The 19140-nt window shown below is 37.7% G+C and carries 14 protein-coding genes; 4 read left to right on the top strand and 10 right to left on the bottom strand.

Features of this window, described 5'->3' with window-relative positions; translation table 11 throughout:
• Positions 1-20: 20 nt before the first annotated feature.
• From EAE90_RS04600 to EAE90_RS04590, 3 genes are all read left to right on the top strand, one after another.
• Positions 21-2918, top strand: coding sequence for a salicylate synthase (locus EAE90_RS04600; protein ID WP_214052482.1), 2898 nt, complete (start codon positions 21-23; stop codon positions 2916-2918).
• 208 nt (positions 2919-3126) lie between these two features.
• Positions 3127-4293 (top strand): cupin domain-containing protein, encoded by a 1167-nt coding sequence (locus tag EAE90_RS04595; protein WP_214052481.1) that lies wholly within the window; start codon positions 3127-3129, stop codon positions 4291-4293.
• Between the two features lie 662 nt (positions 4294-4955).
• The gene (locus tag EAE90_RS04590; protein ID WP_214052480.1) at positions 4956-5963 is read left to right on the top strand and encodes a Txp40, insecticidal toxin (previously name A24tox); all 1008 of its coding nucleotides are present in this window, start codon (positions 4956-4958) and stop codon (positions 5961-5963) included.
• A 190-nt stretch (positions 5964-6153) separates the two neighbouring features.
• Here EAE90_RS04590 and EAE90_RS04585 read toward each other — a convergent pair whose 3' ends face one another.
• The 6 genes from EAE90_RS04585 to EAE90_RS04560 form a co-directional block, all read right to left on the bottom strand.
• The gene (locus tag EAE90_RS04585) at positions 6154-7197 is read right to left on the bottom strand and encodes an acyltransferase (RefSeq protein ID WP_214052479.1); all 1044 of its coding nucleotides are present in this window, start codon (positions 7195-7197) and stop codon (positions 6154-6156) included.
• Positions 7198-7207: 10 nt separating this feature from the next.
• Positions 7208-7864 carry an SGNH/GDSL hydrolase family protein gene (locus EAE90_RS04580; protein ID WP_214052478.1) on the bottom strand — a complete coding sequence of 219 codons (657 nt, stop codon included), beginning with the start codon at positions 7862-7864 and terminating at the stop codon, positions 7208-7210.
• A 6-nt stretch (positions 7865-7870) separates the two neighbouring features.
• Positions 7871-8209 (bottom strand): DUF4158 domain-containing protein, encoded by a 339-nt coding sequence (locus EAE90_RS04575; protein ID WP_214052477.1) that lies wholly within the window; start codon positions 8207-8209, stop codon positions 7871-7873.
• Between the two features lie 365 nt (positions 8210-8574).
• Positions 8575-9528, bottom strand: coding sequence for a hypothetical protein (locus tag EAE90_RS04570; RefSeq protein ID WP_214052476.1), 954 nt, complete (start codon positions 9526-9528; stop codon positions 8575-8577).
• Between the two features lie 858 nt (positions 9529-10386).
• Positions 10387-11331 carry a phosphatidylinositol-specific phospholipase C gene (locus EAE90_RS04565; RefSeq protein WP_214052475.1) on the bottom strand — a complete coding sequence of 315 codons (945 nt, stop codon included), beginning with the start codon at positions 11329-11331 and terminating at the stop codon, positions 10387-10389.
• Between the two features lie 509 nt (positions 11332-11840).
• The gene (locus EAE90_RS04560) at positions 11841-13604 is read right to left on the bottom strand and encodes an acyl-CoA dehydrogenase family protein (protein WP_214052474.1); all 1764 of its coding nucleotides are present in this window, start codon (positions 13602-13604) and stop codon (positions 11841-11843) included.
• Positions 13605-14215: 611 nt separating this feature from the next.
• Between EAE90_RS04560 and EAE90_RS04555 the strand changes: the two genes are divergently transcribed.
• Positions 14216-14530, top strand: coding sequence for a hypothetical protein (locus tag EAE90_RS04555; protein ID WP_214052473.1), 315 nt, complete (start codon positions 14216-14218; stop codon positions 14528-14530).
• A gap of 155 nt (positions 14531-14685) precedes the next feature.
• On the opposite strand, the gene EAE90_RS04550 is transcribed toward EAE90_RS04555, so the two are convergent.
• The 4 genes from EAE90_RS04550 to EAE90_RS04535 form a co-directional block, all read right to left on the bottom strand.
• Positions 14686-15126, bottom strand: coding sequence for an OsmC family protein (locus EAE90_RS04550; protein WP_214052472.1), 441 nt, complete (start codon positions 15124-15126; stop codon positions 14686-14688).
• A 54-nt stretch (positions 15127-15180) separates the two neighbouring features.
• Positions 15181-15615, bottom strand: a complete 435-nt coding sequence (locus EAE90_RS04545; protein WP_214052471.1) for a DUF29 domain-containing protein — start codon at positions 15613-15615, stop codon at positions 15181-15183.
• Between the two features lie 113 nt (positions 15616-15728).
• A complete protein-coding gene (gene tyrP, locus EAE90_RS04540) occupies positions 15729-16937 on the bottom strand; it encodes a tyrosine transporter TyrP (RefSeq protein WP_214052470.1) in 1209 nt (402 codons plus the stop codon).
• 45 nt (positions 16938-16982) lie between these two features.
• Positions 16983-18902, bottom strand: a complete 1920-nt coding sequence (locus EAE90_RS04535; RefSeq protein WP_214052469.1) for a pyridoxal phosphate-dependent decarboxylase family protein — start codon at positions 18900-18902, stop codon at positions 16983-16985.
• Positions 18903-19140 lie beyond the last annotated feature (238 nt).

Here is a 19140-nt window from a genome sequence, read left to right as displayed (position 1 = left end):
TTTCTAGGAAAACACTTACTATGACTCCGGACTATCTTTGGAATGGCAAAACGCTGGACCAACAACTTGCCGGGTGGTCCGGTATTTGGGGCGATAAAACAGCGCTGATCTATCAAGAACAACAACTAACTTACCGTGAGTTGCACCAATCCGCAGAGAGATTAGCCAGCGGACTATTTCGTCGAGGGATACGTCGTGGGGATAATGTTATGGTACAACTGCCTAACCGTATCTCCTTTGTTGTTGCCTGTTTTGCCCTATTTAGGTTAGGCGCTCATCCAGTGTTATTAATGCCGACACAGCGGGCACATGACGTTCAGGCCCTTTGCCGGATTGTACGTCCGGTTGCTTACATTATCCCCGATTGCATCCATGATTTTGACTACCGGGAAATGGCACGAGAAATTGCGGCATCGTGTCCCGATTTGAAACACATTATTGTTGACGGAAAAGCGGAAGAATTTACCGCATTAGCATCCATTGATGATGCACCGCTAAATATTCCTGGTCCAAGCTATGGCGATATTGCTGTTTTATTGCTTTCAGGGGGAACGACCGGCACACCTAAATTAATTCCCCGTACTCACAACGCTTATACCTATGATTTTGTGCTCTCTGCTCGCTTGTGCGCAGTAAATACGGAAAGTGTTTATTTGGCCGTACTGCCTGTGGCACATAACTTCACGTTAGGCAGCCCCGGTATTTTGGGCGTCCTTTCCCAGGGGGGAAGGGTTCTTCTGAGCGATACCGCCAGTTGTGATGAAGCTATGCCGCTAATCGAGCAACACAAAGTGACCCATCTAGCATTAGTACCGGCTCTTGCACGGCTCTGGGAACAGGCTCGCGACTGGGAACAAAGCGATCTTTCATCCCTACGCTGTTTGCAAGTAGGCGGCAGCAGGTTGACGCCAGAACTAGCGGAACAAGTGATAGCGCGTCTTGGGCCTTTGCAACAGGTGTTTGGTACAGCGGAAGGATTACTCTGTTACACCCGATTAGATGATCCCTATGAGGTCATCATTAATACCCAAGGGCGACCGTTATCAGAAGAAGATGAGATCAAAATAGTTGACGCCAATTTGCAACCTGTAGCGCCCGGAGAGATAGGAGAGCTTATTACACGTGGCCCTTACACCATTACCGAATATTACCGTGCAGAACAGCATAATACTGTAGCTTTCACCACCGATGGGTTCTATCGTACCGGTGATCTGGTTCGTATGACCTCAGATGGCAACCTGATCGTTGAGGGCCGAATTAAAGAGCTGATTAACCGCAGTGGCGAGAAAATTTCGACCCAAGAAGTTGAAACCTTGTTGCTGCAACACCCTAACATTAATGATGTAGTTGTCATTTCTGTGCCTGATGAACTGTTGGGTGAACGAACCTGCGCCTGTTTACCTAACAATGGCAATCAACTGGAACCGGTACAGCTAGAGGCATTTCTACAACAGAAAGGGGTTCAGCGTCATAAAATTCCTGACCAATGGTTGTTTGTCGCCTATTGGCCGTTAACTACAGTAGGAAAAATTGATAAACGCCGCTTGGTACAGATGGCACAAGCAGAACATGGCAACCCAATACAGCAATATCATGAGCAAACTGTTGTTATTGCCAGCACTCCGTTAGATTTAATCACGCATTTACTTTCAGATGACGAAGCACAACCTTATATGCTCTATGAAGTGAAAGGCGAGTGGTCATTGGGGATAGGCTGTGCAGCGACCATCAGTGCGGACGCATCAGGTCAATTGATTGATTCACAAGGGAATTATCATCCATACGATATCAGCACATTGAGCCAAAAACTTGAACAGGCGCTTAATGCCCTCCCCATTCAGGATTGGCGGGCCTATGGAAGAACTTTATTTGAATTCTCCCATATGACATATAGGTTGCCATTAGCACAACAAAACGAAGAATTAATAAAAATCACTATTCCACAGCATGAATTACGCATAACTCAAGGACAGGTTCTGATACGAACGCTCGAAGAAGATCAACTCGCCATATGGAGTGAGAAAATTCGCCATGCTGACCAATTAGGCACACCTGTTTTCTCATGTACAGAAGATATGGAAATCATTAATAAGCCAGACGCGGCAAAGCATTATAAGGATAACGTCTCCAATGCAGTTAAGGACATTACCGTGGGCCACTACCAAAAAGTGATCCTGTCACGTCGAGTTGAACTTGGTTCGAACATTGATATGCCACACAGTTACTGGTTAGGTCGTCAGGCTAACACACCTGCCCGCTCCTTCTTCTTGCGGGATGAAGATTTCTCTGTTTATGGTTTCAGCCCAGAAACCGTGGTTGAAGCAGATGGTTCAGGTTGGGTCAGTACACAACCATTGGCTGGAACCAGAGCTTTGACACATAATAAAGATCAGGATCAACGGTTGAGAGCAGATTTGCTTTCTGACCCAAAAGAGATCTCCGAACATGCTGTTTCGGCCAAATTGGCATTAGAAGAACTGGCGCCGATTTGTCAGGCTGACACACTTTGTGTATCAGAGTTTATGACGATTCGTAAACGGGGTTCAGTACAACATTTGGCATCACGGGTAAAAGGATTACTACAGACAGGTAAAAATCGTTGGGATGCATTTATCGCCCTATTTCCGGCAGTAACCGCTTCGGGGATACCTAAAAAACCTTCTTTACAAGCAATTTCACATTATGAAGGTGAACCACGCCAGCTTTATAGCGGTTGTGTCATGTTATTAGATAGCTCAGGTAAACTGGATGCGGCTCTGGTATTACGTTCTCTCTATCAGCATCAAGGGAGCTGTTGGCTTCAGGCTGGCGCGGGATTGGTCAGAGATTCAAAACCAGAAAGAGAATGGCAAGAGACCTGTGAAAAACTTGACTGCATTATGAAATACGTTCGCCCTTACTCTGGCAAAAAAGAGTAAATGAAGTAAAAACACTTTTTCTTCCAACCCTCGGGAAAACCAAGGTTGTTTCTGGTTTTCCCGAGACGACTAATTTTCTACTATGCTTAATCAGTCACCTCTAATTTTTCTTTCCAGTGACAACCATTAACTTAAAAAAACCAAATAAATAGATATCAGCTTGCAACTATTCCTGCTGGTACCCATTTTATTCCCGGAGGCAATAAATATGTTCTCTCGTCGTGATATTTTGAAGGCATCCGCAATTGGCGCCGCCGCCGCTAGCATGGGCGGTATGATTAAAGCGGCTGTTGCAGATGAACAACACAATATAGTCACTGCTGGCAAAAATAAACCACCAGTAGATGCCAAAAGTTTGTATAAATACAAATTCACCGATAGCAAAAAACGGATATTGGAAAATGGATGGGCACGAGAAGCCACGGTAGAACAATTCCCGATATCTACAGGGATTGCCGGTGTTGATATGTTACTTAAACCGGGTGGTGTCCGTGAACTTCATTGGCATGCTATTGCCGCTGAATGGGCATATATGCTGGAAGGTCATGCGCGTATCACTATTATCGATCCTGAAGGTAAAAGTGAAGTAGCTGATTTTGGTCCCGGCGATGTATGGTATTTTCCTAAAGGTCATGGTCATTCCATTCAGGCACTTGAAGATGGCGCGCATTTTATTCTAACTTTTGATGACGGACATTTCTCAGAGTTTGGTACTTTCAGTATTACTGATTGGATAACGCATATGCCGAAAGAGGTGCTTGAGAAAAGCGTCAACATGCCGGCATCCGTTTTTTCTAAAATTAAGCAAGGAGAAGCTTACATTGTTGGCGGCGCTATACCGCCAAAACTCCCCCTACCTGCTGACGATGGAGGATTAAACGATGCTCCACTTACCCACCGCTATGAACTCTTGAAAAATAAACCTTTCTTCGAGAACGACGCAGGGAGTATTTATCGGGCATCATCGAAAGAATTTCCTATTTCTACAACGATCACTGGTCTCATAGAAACGGTCAAACCTGGTGCAATACGTGAACTACATTGGCACCCTAATGCTAACGAATGGCAATACTACATTTCAGGTAAAGGGCGTATGACCGTATTTAGTTCTCACGGACACGCACAGACCGCAAAATATGGGCCAACCGATGTCGGTTATGTGCCACAGGGATTTGGTCACTATATCGAAAATATTGGCAATGATGATCTTAAGGTGCTGGTTGTGCTGGATAACGGTATCTACCAAGATATTTCACTCTCTGATTGGTTAGCTAAAACTCCGTCTTATTTGCTTGCGGATAACTTCAATAATAAGCCTTCCGACTGGGCGGATCGTCCTAAGGATAAGCTAGTTATATCACGCCGTAGGACTTGAGATATTACACTGTGGTGTATTGAAGAAATCTATATGACCTTGTATATCAAAAATAGCCTCGTTTACACGAGGCTTCATTAATAAAAAAACGATCAATGAAAATCATTTGTACCCGTCATCTTTCAAGTTGCTTCTTTGTTGGCTGCACTCACCTCGGTAACATAATTATCTATGCTCCCGGGGATTCGCTCCCTTGCCGCCGCGATGCATCTTGAAATCCATAGGATATATTAAGTGAGTTTTTCATTAAAAATAATCGAAAACCGCCTATTCTCTGTCATGCACAATGGTTATTTCACAGTTGCATAACAACATGCAGCTATATTAAAAATATTTTTTTAACATTAAATTACCCCACTCTTCATACCTGTATTAGTACAGTTTGTTTTTAGTGTCCTCTGTTTTTTTATTTAACTCATTTGATTATTTGTTTAACTAACATTAAGTTAATGATTTAAATGAAAAAAACCAAAAGATAAATGGCAAAATAAAAGCTTGCTAATAATTCTTGTGTAAGTTAATTTTACATTGAAATTAATGATTAAAAAGCCAGGGAAAACCCTATATTTAAAGTTGAAATTTATATTATCAGCGACAAATTGCAGCGTTTTCTGTCAGAGATTTCATAGTTCAAATAAACATTAACATAATGGAGAAATATAATGGTTATACAATTAACACCTGATGATAGAAGTGGATATCCACCTGTTGAAAAGCAAATAGCAGGAGATATAGTACGTGTACTAAACTTTCAGCAAACAGATGAGGGGCATACAGCATTATATGGAGTTGAATATCGGGCTAAAAAAATAATATTAGCGTATGCTTTAGCTGCAAGTGGTATTCATAATGTATCTCAACTTCCTGATGACTATTATAATAATAAAGAGACTGCTGAGAGAATTTATCAAGAATATATGTCTAATCTTTCATCTGCACTATTAGATGAAAATGGTGATCAAATTTCTAAAGATATGGCAAATGGTTTTTTCAAGAATGAACTGGATTTTGAAGGTGAATATCCTGAAAATATTTGGAATATTCCTGGTCTTGAAAATAAACCATTAAGTGATTATTCAGATGACGATAAATTATTTGCACTATATTTTTTTGCTACACAGGAAATTCCTTTGGAGGAAAATCAACAATCAAATATCGCAAGGTTTTTTAAATTAATTGATTTCTTATTTATATTATCTGCTGTAACATCACTAGGAAAGATGATTTTTTCAAAAAACTTTTACAATAGATTAGAATCTAAATCATTAGAAAGTTATATTGAGAGAAAAAAACTTTCTAAACCCTTTTTTCGGCCACCACAGAAATTACCTGATGGCAGAATAGGTTATTTAGCAGGCCCAACTGAACCACCTAAATGGAGAGTGAGTTTTCAAGAACTTAAAAAGAACAAATCCAGGAATGGGTTTTCTAATATGGACGGTGCTGCGAAACAAAAGTATAGTTCATTTATAAAAGAGGTGCAAAAGGGTAACGATCCACTTACAGCAGCAAAGAGTATTGGTACAGCAAGCGGCAGTAACTTGGAAAAACTGCCAAATAATTTATTTAGTGTGAGGCTAAGCCAAAAAGACAGGGTAACTTTCACTCAAAATAATACTGAAAATACAATCACGATTCATAGTGTTGGAACTCATTATAAAAATATATGATGTGTGATCTCTGGCTTCAATTGACAGAGCATTTTTAAGCTCTCATTTTTTCAACGGGAGTCTCATAAGGCGTTTTACTTTTCAACCCACTGTGTGGTCTGTGATAATTGTAAAACGCCTTCCTTTAGCCAATATACTTTACTGCCAAAAAGATATTACTGGAAGAAACCGGCTCTCCCTGTAAATAACGCTAGATGGTTATAATTTTTGATGTTATTTTTGATTTTCGTAACAAAACGCATAATATATATGACAGGATAAAAGCCAGCAAAGAATAGGCTATTATGTAAACATATATATTTATGTAATTAAATTTTTCTAAGAATAAATTATGGATAAATTCGTTATGTATTTCAATAACAAAAATATTGTGAACAAGATATATACCCAGTATATTCTTACTAATATCATTTATTAAGAATGGTATTTCGTTGATATTCAAATTAACCAAGAATAAAAACAGGCAAACTGAAGAAACCTGAAGAAATACATTATAAAACTTCCCATAAAAGAAGGTCATCCCTGTCCTGGATGAAATGATTGATAAAGATATCAATGATATAATAAAAAGTACTAGAAGCATTATGTGCTTAAAGGAAAATGTCTTTATTTGAGGTTTCGTTAGCCCTAAATATCCGCCTATCAAGAAACTAATCAAACCCTCAACTTGGAACGGAAGCAAAATATTGAATGGGATTAGGGAAAAAGAGAATTTGTAATCTGTTAGTGCATTCAGCAATGTAAGATTAGAAATTATAAGCATTATGACAAGTATTTTCATAATCCCCTTTGCATTTGTTTCGTTAAATGTGTTACGCATTAGTGGTGTTAATATATAGAGAGAAACAATTGCAAATATAAACCATAAATGAGTGGCATCTGATGTGGTTCTACTAACATTAATATAATTTAAAAAATCAACAGTAGGCACGGTTGTAAATTTACTGATAAAACAGGTGTCATACAGATAATAAAAGATAAGCCAAAACAGCAATACAGTTAATATCCCTTTAGCTTTATTAATGACGTAATCCACCTGCTTTTCATGCTTGTTATTTAGTAAGAAATAGCCACTGCACATAAAAAACAGCGAGACCCCCAACTGACCAATCTGCCTAAAAAAATACAAAACCACGTCATTATCATCGCGCAACAAGAAAAATAAAGTAACGTGAGAAATTACAACGAAAAATATAGAAACGATCTTTAATAAATCTATGGTTAATATTCTCATTTTTTGTCTCTTAAATAGATAAAATGAAGTTTGAAATTTTGGGGGCAATCCTGGCCATACCTATTTTTGATGGATGTAAACCATCGGACACTGTGCCCAAGCTATTGCTGGTCATAATATCGATATTTCTTTCATTGAATCCAGATTGTTTTAACAAATCCAGATATGGGATGGAATATTTTTCACAAATTTCCCGACAAACGTTGCAATAATCAGACAAGTAGTACCCTTTGGCGTTTTTACTATTCATACCTCTTTGTACTGATATTGGTGTTGTTATAATAAATCCTATTCTTGCTAATGGGTATTTTTTGGTAATTCCAGTCATTAATAACTTCATACCTCCAATAAATGTCAATGAGGTTTTGTCGTTATAATCACCTATTTCCACCCCGCCATAGGAGCCAAAGTCAAATCCAAAATCATTTACCCCTCCCCATATTGTAATAATATCTGGATTACTTCCCATTTTTTCATATCTCAAACAAATGGCTGAATTGTCATTTTTATCTTTTTGAGCTATGCATGTTCCCCCTATTCCATAGTTTTTCCATTCTTTTAGACCTAAGTTTTCAGTCACTATTGGTTGGTACCAACCTCTTTCAGTTATACTGTCGCCGAGGGTAAACCAACACCCTCCCTTCAAATGCGATTGAATATAAGACATTTACTTTCATCCTTTTAAAAATAAAAATTCGGCGAGCAGCCGTTGTGAGAATTGTTGCCGGAATTTTTCAGACCATAGAGAATATCCAAACAATTCTGCGATTAGTTTACGTTGAGTACAATACTTAACTTTGAAATAACCGATTTGTAGGACACAGTAAATTTTGGAATACAAATCCGGCCCGTTTGTAGCAAGCTCTAGTTCACTTATTGACAGCGATAGAAATTCCAATTGTAGACCTTCATCGAAATTAGAAAGCGCATTCAGGGCGAATTGCTTCGCATCCGTTAAGACAGTGGGTCTTTTACTTTTATTGGCAGCTTGGTCTGTATGACGAGTCATCATCCTGATCCCATGCAAATCATGTCCATATGAGGATCGCTGACCGGATAGTAAAAATGAATTTCGTCACCACGGTTGGATCTCGGATAAAGTTGTCTCATATAAATAGTATGATATCAACCCCTTTTACAACCCTTTAATCGTACACATTCATCATAGAAATGCGGATTAGTTATCATAAACAAGTTATTAATCAGGTGCTAAAAAATACCGATAGTGATAATTAACTTACTAAATAAGTGGCTGATAAATTAGCTAAGGAGAAAAATGGGTCTGGAACATAATATTGAATTACTGACCACCTGAGTTTAATAACAAAAATGCCGATCTTGAATATCGGCATAGGAAAGAGTAGTTATATTATCTATTTAAAGAGTAAGCTCCACCATCGATAAACGGGTATTTAATTCTCTCTGTGGAATTTTTTTAAATAAATGTCTATTTTTGATTGAGAAGCATTCAACCTTTCCATCTCTCATTCCGTCATTCCTTACAGCAAATCGCACGCTGGGTGGATATTTGTAATTTGGACTCAAAGACATACCGCAAGCCAATAAGAAATCAATCTTCGATGATGATTCAATAAGTTCATCATTGCGTTCACCTGGTTTAACTCTCCCATAATCAAGGCATAAGTTAATACTAAACGGGCAGTCGTTAATTATATTGTTATCGATAGAGAAACCATAGTTGATATTATTATCATGCTCACCAACATGCTGAGTCTTGTTTAGAACTTCGACAGTTAATTTATCTGCAAAGGTAAATATAAACCCATTATTAGTCACTTTATCTTTAAGACCGAAATCAATATGTGAAGTTGTACGCTTTGGCCACATTGACCTTTCAAATCTACCATCATTTTTCTTTTTAAAGTTATTGCTTATTAAACAGTAATTTAAAGGTTCAAATACCCCGTCATTGCTAGTTTCTACCAAGACTACCATTGTTCCTGCCAACAGAACGATTTTACCTACTTCGCTTTCGGGCAAGGAATTCATCAAACTTTCCTGTGCATCTGATAGATAATGCATCATATAGTCAGTTAGCTGATATAGCTCATCTTTGTTTTTGAGCGTATTCCATTTTATGTTCCAAAAAAATTCAGGTAAAGAAAAAAACAACGGGATGTTTTTTTCTTTATTTTCTGATGCAAGAAGAATATTTTCTCTCACCAAGTCAATTCTACGTTCTATCTCTTTCGACAAGTAATCTTGTATGCTCTGTCCGCTTTCTCTATCAAGAGAAAACTCAGAGCGAAATGTCGCTTGTCTTATAGATGCTACATTAATTTTCATATTATTCTCCTTTGGTTTATTCATTCTAATTCTCCTTTTTTGTTGGTACCGGATGTAATGACAAAGATAAAAGTATCGCAAAAACTTTTACGCTGCCTACAATTTTGTTTGTAGGGGGATGAAGCCTAACTATTGTATTAGTCGTCAGACAACGAACAGAGATGAATATCTTAAACGGTATATCAACAACATAAAAAATAATGGCTAAAAAGTCAGTTAATAAACATAGAAATAATTCTGTCCCAATTAATGTCGGCATTGACTACCCTAACTTGTCGTCAGAATAGTCAACACTAAATTGTCAGAGTAGGATCGAGATTCAAATTGTTTGCCTCTCCCGATTAAATGTCATAGATTATTTTCTGGCACATTCAGTATCGGAGGCATATGAAAGGTCAACGTATCAGCTATATCTGGGTCAACAACTTTGACCAAAACCCGAAACGTCAACTTTACAGCCGCGATAAGAATTATTTCTATTTGCCATAGTAACCAGCCTTGTAAGAATTGATAATTCCCTCAATTAATGATTTTTTCCTTTTATTTGGAGTCTGATTATTATCAGTTTTTTATATATGTAATTTAGGTGAAATGAGTGTTTATAATATGTCTATTTTTTGTATGTAATTCTTTCCTTATATCATTATTTCAACATGTAATGTGATTACTCTTTATCAAATCTATTGTCATGAGTACGGTGGTATTTACTTTAACAGGAATGACTTCCAAGGCTATATTATCGGATATCGATATTTTCCGTGGAGAATAGAAAGCTACGGGTCCCAAGTTGCTCTGGACAAATATCGATATACTTGGGAGTAGCTTCCATATTTGGTCTGATTGATACTTCAAAGTGATCGGCCAGCCAAAAGCCCTGTTAACCTAGTTGGAACTTGAACAACCTGGCATTTTGTCAGAATTGCAGCCTTCATAAAGTAGGGAAACCACATCGCCGTTATTCCATCTGCCAACAAAGTCCATTGCTACGATTCCGAGAGTTGGCTTATCGTAACCTGGGTGTTCAGGTTGGTAGGTATAAATAAGCCAATCCTTAAGGCTCTTGTACATGTAAAAAGCATAATCAAGAGTGAAATCAGGGCCACTGTATGCACTCGTGTTAGTCAGATATAGAGTATCCCCACTATCTTTCAATGCCTTGTTGAGATGATTAACGACAAAATGATATTTCTCCTCTTTCCCGGGATTATCATAGTGATCCTCAATATCCATTGATGTCCAGGCAATCCCAGGCAACCCTTTATTCCTTGAAATAATAACAATTTTTCCTCTGACATCACCAAGCTTTGGAATTTGGCTGTCATCATGAAAGAGCGGAGAGTATTTGTCCTTGTAGTGCTTGAAAATAGCATTGAATAATTCGTCGGGTTCCTTTGATTGCTCTTGCTTAATACTCATCAAAATCGTTTCTGATGGATTAGCTTTAAGAAAATTCTGACAGTCATTAACTACCTTATCGAATATGATGTATTCATTGATGATCCCGTGGTGCATTTTGAAAATCCACCTGTCTTCATAGCCATTAATGACAAATCCTCTATTATTCGTCTCTGCATGACATCGGATATCCAAATAACGAATTCCTAGCTGCAATTGGTCCGATATTGACAAATCCTGGCATTTAGCAAGCCCCGATATGTTCCTGTGGGCGCAACTTTCATGTGTTCCTGGAATAGTGATATGACTCAAAAGTCGATTATCATCATGCAATTGCCCCATCCAATCATTAGGAGCCCATACTGACAGAGAACGCTTGGTTTGATGGTCAATATTTAATTTTTCATCAATATTATTACTGTTATTATCCATATTTATTTCTCACTATATTGACTTAAGTTATCTAAAAGGTATTTAGATTATGGTGTAGAGCGACTTTATTATGTTAAAGTATAGCTATTATTCTGAAGAAGTTCATTAATAATAGGATATTAAGGCAGGTAATTGTTAAAAAATATAGTGACTATATTATAAGGTTAATCATAATAAAACAAACATTGCCGTTATTAAAATAATGACCATAAATTATCCCTCTTATTATACTTACAAATCAAAATGAACATATTGAATTTTTATTTTAATCTAATACCAATATTATCATGAGTTCCTTCACTAGAAATGGGTAATATTATCAATGCATTGATAGTGAACTGGAACACGGCATACTAATCGATTTATGCGCAAAAAAAATGGTTAAAGCAATCATTAACGAAAAAAGAGCGAGATAACATAGGTAATCTCCAATCTCCCTTTCGTTAATTTCGTTAATTTCGTTAACGGTGACATTTTAACTAGTCACCGAATTTAGACCTGTTTTATGATTAATTGTTTTCTAACTGATGATGATTATTTGCATACCAAGAGATATGATCATCACTTGATATTGGCGTCTCGACTCCAATTTTATCCACGCCAAAACAGGCAATATAATCGTTTATTCTGTCTGCATGTTTACCTATATATTCAATGCGTCTCTCATCTATTTTTTGCGATTCCTGTAAATTGATTATTTCACTTCTCAGGAGGTTGCTCATGGTACGATGAATCCAGTCGAGGAGATAGCCTTCGATAATCATATAAAAATCATCATCATTATTGTTGTGGTATGTGTCAATAGTTGTCGTTACCACGGATAAAACGGCATATGTTTGGCCTAGCTCTAGAAAATCCCCACTATGCTTATTAAGCATATCTAAGTCTATTTTTTTATTGTTACTCGCTATTAATTTATTTAATTTTTCATATAAAAATTTCATATAATCATTCAAAATTGAAAATAGGTTATACTGGAAAGATGTTTTACCTATTTCTTTCATCTTATTGAGAACGATCATTCTTCCGGCTTTTAGTGATAATACAAGATTATCACCTTCCGAAGTAATCGCACCAAAATTAGATATCAAATAAGGGGAGATCTTGTTAAGAGTAAATAAACCCTGTGCGCCACAGCGTTCACGACAATTAATTAATATTTCTTGTGTACGCCATGTGCACAAGGACTTAGTAGTAATGATTTCAATAAGTAATTCATCTGGAAATTTAAAGTTTCTAGTCGATTCTGATAATATAATTGAAACTTTTCTTGTTAGCTCTTTTAAGTATAACGCATGAGTGATTGTGCTCAAAGTATCCCAGGCAATACCCTCTTTGAAATGAGAATAATTAATTATTGGCATAATACCTGAATAGCCGAATGTTTGTCGTTTATTTCCATATGTACTCGTTATATGAAGAGCTGATTTAGCCCCTGTAACTGAGATCACTGCCATGCATAACTTCCCTGAATGTAATCTATTTGTAATTAACGAGAACCTTTCTCTTAATTCTTTAATATGCAATGATACTTTACCCTCCCTGGTCAATGTTATCATATTGCCCGCCAGGAGCCCTTCAAAGGGAATTTCGACATTATCAAATGAAGTTATTGCGTTATCTAAATAAAATCCTGGCTTATCGCCAAGTGGAGTAATTTTAACTCCAGGAGTTAATGTTCCATTTACGGACAGGGGGAAGATGAATGGGAAAATACCATATTTCTTTCCTGATACATTTAGCTGAGCTAAAATTACAGCCACCTTGGGTATCTCACAAGGTGTAGTATTAGGCATAAATTTATAGGCATTTGGGCTTGGTGAATTCAACATAAATACACCTTTTTCCGGGAGATAATTAGCCTGTGTATCAATTGCAATTAGACCATTCCCGTGAGCCAGTTCGGTTGCCAGATATACTCCAATAGCACGACCTGAACAAAGTTTTTGGTAAAGCTCTTTCACATATGGAGTTTGCACTCCTAAGTTAGCGATAGTGCCTATGGCTAAATTAAAATGAATTGATAGCATAGAAACTACAGCACAATCATGTGGGGCTACAAGTTCATGAAGGGCTACTAATTCATAAAATGATTCCGTATTAATATTATTATTTTGAATATATTTAAGCAATTCTATGAATTTTTTTACTGATGACTGGTAATTGCTACAATTGCTTTTAAGTACCGCTAAAAGGTCATCAGATACTCCCTCATTTCCTATACATAAATAAGATTTTAATTTTGATTCTGAATTGCACGATGATTTGTTCATATAGATGAAGCCTTTATTATACTAACAAGATGTATATTATCTAATTAATAGTGTAATGGGATACACCAGAAACATATACTTCTACTTTAAAAAATTTATTAATAAAAGAGATTTGTTAAAAATTTTTCTTCACAGCGTCCAATAGAAAAAGCCAGATTAAAACATGCTTATCAAGTAAATAATTCATCGTTGTTATTTTATTAGAGTAGGTGATTAATCATTTCATCTTTATCACCAGAATTATCTGGATATGAATAGTTTGCTATGAGAATAGATTTTTGTTGTTTTAATATAACCAGTTAGTGAGTTGGTGTTTGATGATTATGGTACCAGATGGTGGTAATCAGCTTGCTAAAGAAATAACTGATAAATTAGCAGAGGAAGAAAATAAATCTGCAACATAATACTGAATTTAATGATAAAAATCTTTATTTTTTTGATAAAAATTATCATGTTGTTTTTATTAACTTCTTATTTCAATGGAAAAACTTTTAGCATTATTTATCAGGAGATTCACCTATTATATTAATATGAAGTTGGTGCAAAGATTATTTTCATAATTTACACTTCAAATGCGTCAAATTTTCTTTATTATTAACTAGGAGTAGAGTATGAAAAAATTGATATCTATGTTATTTATTCTTATTGGTATGATTAGTGCTCCTGCATTTTCAGCGGAAACAAATAGTGGTATTGTTAAAGTCGCAGAAATTAAAGCTGATTGGGACAATCCTGCACATTATTTTTATACATTCAGCGGAAATTTAGCTGGTAACTGTGGAAAACCAGGTTATATTTGGTCAGGATCAAGCGCCGAAAACATTAATAGGCTATTGAGCCAAGCTTATGCACAGGGTTTAAATATTAAAGTTGGCATAGAAAACCCAAGTTGTAATATAACTACGGTTTACGTTTTTAAACAATAGTAATTATTTCTTATATTATTATCAGTGGGATAAAGAGATAGATAAAACTTGGTTTTCTTAATCTTATAATAAAATCCTCTACTTAACTGTAGAGGATTTTTAAATTAATTCAAACAACATTTTCTTTGTTAAATTATTTCAGCACAACATATATTTTATTCACAATATATTTCAGTGACAAAACTCGGTGCATTCTCAATGGTATCGTGAACTGGGCAGGTTTTATTAATAAAGTCGACAAAGGCATGAATTTCTTCTTCACTATTATCCGCTTTAATATGAAATTTTGTCACTATTTTAGAGAAACCTAATTTCGCTTGTTTATTTCTACCAGTGAAACCATCAGTATCAAGCTCACCTTCCAGATCAACGTGAATATCAATTAAGTTAATTTTGTGCAGTTTAGCAAAAGCCTTTGCTACGATACATTTACAAGCGCCGAGAGAACAGAGTAAAGCTTCAACGGGATTCATCCCCTGATCAGTACCACCTAAATTACGCGGTTCATCCAAATAAAAGGAGAAATCTCTTGATGTACATTCAACTTTCAATCCAGCTATAGATTTTACTGTGGCAGTAAATAATTCTTTCGCCATGATCTAACTCCTTATAATTAATATTAGTTTTTCACCGGGGCAAACAGAATTTTGCTAATCAGGATAAAACTCAGAGGACAGTATCTGGGACATACCCCAAATGCATACATCGGGAAACGCATCTAATCCGGTTTCGTTCATTGCTGAGGCAACGGCTTTAGACCAGACAACATCAACCCAGTCTGGATCATCTAACTTTGTCTTTAAACTAAGAGATTCTTTTAAACCATAAAGAATCTCTTTTCTTTGCGCTTTAATTGTTCTTTCCCAACTTGCTCCTCTATGGCTTGGTTGGTATTTCCATTTTAATAAGTGAGCAATTAATACTGCCATGCGGCTAGCCAACTCACGCTGTTCGCTCTTGCCCACGTCTTCGATCTCCTCAGCAATATTGGTTATATCAATCTCAGAGAATTTACCGGCACGTAATAACGCTGCCTGTTCATTTGCCCAAGCGACCACATCAGTTTCGTAACGGGTATGATTCATAATTGCCTCCGCTAATAGGTCTATTATGCTAGCAGTCTGTCAGAGAATACGCTTTAGGGCAAAAAAGAACTTATTTGGATCAAAAAAATAACCTGTCTTTGATAACCCTGTATTCACCCTACTTTCGGCAATATTCCACTGACTATGCCAATTTGGATTGCTATTACTGCAATACCGCAGGCAAATACCAGTAATAGTACAGGTTTACCACCAGGTACCCGGTATCGACGTTCATTTTGCTGACGGGATTTATATGCCAGGAGGCTAGGCAACAATAATGCCAAAATTGACAGCGCGACCGCGGCATACCCCAACGCCATCACAAAACCTTTTGGGTAAAATAGCGCGAAAATCAAGGGTGGAACGAAAGTCAGCAAACCGGTTTGCATACGCCCGGTTATGTTATCTTTGCGTTTAAATAGATCACCCAGAAAATCAAACAGGCCAAGTGTAACACCGAGGAATGAGGTTGCGAGCGCTAGATTAGCAAACATTTGTACTGCAAGTTCAGTTTTCGGTGAAGCAACAACTTCACGAATGCTGTGTAATAAGCCATTCAGCCCTGCGTTTTCAGCTAAGATATCAACAAACGTGTTGGAATTGATACTGCCTAATGTCGCCAATTGCCAGAAAATATAAGTAATTAGCGGAATTGCGCTACCGATAATAAACACCCAACGGAGCCGACGTACATCGCCGTTCATATATTTCACAATACTGGGAACACTGCCGTGAAAACCAAACGATGTGAATATCACCGGAATTGAAGATAATATTAACCCTTGCTTTAATGGTAGTGTCAGTAGGTTAGCATGCTGAACATGCGGCATCATCAGCCCCAACATCAATACCAAGAAAATAATTTTTGCACTGAAAATAACCCGATTAACCATATCTACTGAACTGGTGCCAATGCAAACGATTCCTCCGGCAATTACCGTAAACAGAATAACGCCCACAGAAGCAGGCAGAGATAAATTAAGCCATTTATTGAGGTTGACTGTCAGTAATTCCCCAGCGCCGCTAATATATGCTGATGTTAACGCATACATTAGAAACATCATGCTGAAACCCGTTAATATTTTGCCGCCGCTACCAAGATAACGTTGAGCAAGTGTCCCTAATCCCGTATCAGGAGACTCATATTGATAAGCTTCAACCAGCAATAATGCGGTGTAACTCATCAAAACCCACAAGCCGACCAACATGATCAAACTGACACCAAATCCTACACCGGCGGTGGCTAATGGCATGGCTAACATACCAGCACCTATGGTCGTTCCGGCGATAATAAAAGTACTGCCAAAAGTACGGTTCTTCACGTTTTTTTCCCTTCGAATAAACAACAAATTTTTAATAATAGAAAATCAGGCCACTTTCTTTTTTTCTTCTTCATCAACAATCTGAGTCAGTTTGTGAATGAAAATTTTTTGGAGCCTTTCCCAATACTCGTCAAAGTCGTCAGCATTACGTAAACAATGAGTCATCACAGCAGCACGTAAAACATATAAACTGTGGACTTTCTGCCATTCTTCTTGGTCAAAACCGCAACTTTTAACGTAGTGCCAAGGCGTATCACCATATTCGCCATAACCAAGGGAGGTGGAAGAAGTCAAAAAATCATTGGTGTAACTACGTCCAGAGGCATACGAACAAAGTTCGTACATCCGTTTATTAAGACGGTTATGGTGACTTAAGTCATTATTTCCTTGCTCTTTAAAAGTAAAATTGACCATATGGAAATCAGGATTTGGCATGGTATGAATTTCAAACCGACGTTTGCCAACAACTAATGGTTCTGCGGTTAAAAGTTTTTTAATCATCCAGTTAGCGGTGACAATACCGGCAGCAATCACTTTTCCATAGCCGCTGATATTAAGTGGAACCAATCGGTGCGCGGCCCAAATTGCGGCGGCGATAGCTCCGGCTTTAGATCCCTCCATAATAGAGGCGCCGAGTACGACATGCCGGTCAATGGCTTGCTCTGGTTGAGTATCAACATCTTCAAAAACATAAGCCGCACGGTAGGAAATTAGGTCAACAATACGCTTATCTTTCATACATACCGCACCGGCGGCATATTGAATAAATCCAACTTTGTGAGGATCTACGGTGATTGAATCGGCCTGACACATGGCTCGGAAACTTTGGTAAATTTCAGGTTTAGGCCAAATAATTTCTTCGGGAATGATCGCCAATTCATGATAACGACGGATAAGTTCATCATATTCCATAAACTCTCCCCGTTCATTGAGGAACATCGCGCTGGCATAACCTGCATAAGCAGCATCAATATGCACATAAAATGAGACGCCGTAACGCTCCTCACACTCTTTACGCAACGCAATAACTTCATCAACTCGGTCAATAGCTCCTACTTCCGTCGTTCCAACTACAGTCACCATCGCCAGAATCGGCTCCCCCTGCTCTATCAGGTCAAATGTAATTTCACGCATTTTTTCAACATCGGTACGATAATTCGCATCGACCGGCAATGGCACGATATGCTGTTGACCAATTCCTAGAATATCCATTGCTTTCATCCATGAATAATGTTTCGACTGTGGAACCAGGACCTTGCCTAACCTCCCCTGCTTTATTCCGGCGCCACGGCAAGAAAGTTCACGAACTTCTTCGAAAATGCCACGTTTTTTTAATTCATCCGTCAAATCCAGAATATCTGATGGCGACATATTCAACAGTTGTTGTTCTGATTTATTTGCGACCAGATCACTGGATTGTGGATGTTGTGCAATGGCAAGAGGCATGGTTTTTAAATTACGCGCAACCCATAGCCCTTCATAATTGGCGACGGTTCCTCCTGATGTAATATGTCCCCAGGCTCGGCGAGGGTCATAACCAAACATCCGGCATAGATCCAGCCCTGCTTCAATTTCTAGCTCCGTTGTTGTCGGTGATGATTCGTGAGCACAATTGTTCGGGTTGTACATCATTGCCATGACATAAGCGAGATTGGAAACCATCAGGGTATCGGCATTCATATGCCCCATATAGCGAGGAGAAAACCAGGGAATAGAGGTGTTTTTCAGTTTGGCAGATAGCTGGTTCAGAATACCCTCTGTCCGATAAAGTGTTTCTCTATAATCAGGTGCATAACGATCAACCGAGGTCACTAAGGCGGGATCTTCCGGGTGAAAATCAGAACGCCAGTGCATGTGTTCACTTACGGCATATTCCATCATTTCTCTAAAAAAAACCGTATTTTCTGATTTAGGGCCTAAAAACAACGCATCAATGTTTAAGTGCGAAGTAAACTGCTTGGTCATATCACATTACCCTTTCAACTAACAAAAACGGCTGTCAGCAACAGAGAGATTCTGAAATTCTTTACTTGTTAATAAAATCACTATCATTCTCTGATGTTCAGACAGAAAATTATATGCCACCTAACTTACCAATAGCTGGTCATACCTCATTATTCTAGACATTAAGAAAAATCTATCAGGTGGAATAGATTAATCATTAACATATCTATAAACGATCATTTGTTAATAGATATAGACT

Origin of the sequence: Photorhabdus caribbeanensis (assembly GCF_018448885.1) — a bacterium.
Lineage (GTDB): Bacteria > Pseudomonadota > Gammaproteobacteria > Enterobacterales > Enterobacteriaceae > Photorhabdus > Photorhabdus caribbeanensis.
Note: the sequence above shows the minus strand (reverse complement) of the source record. Positions and strands in the feature narration are given on the sequence as shown.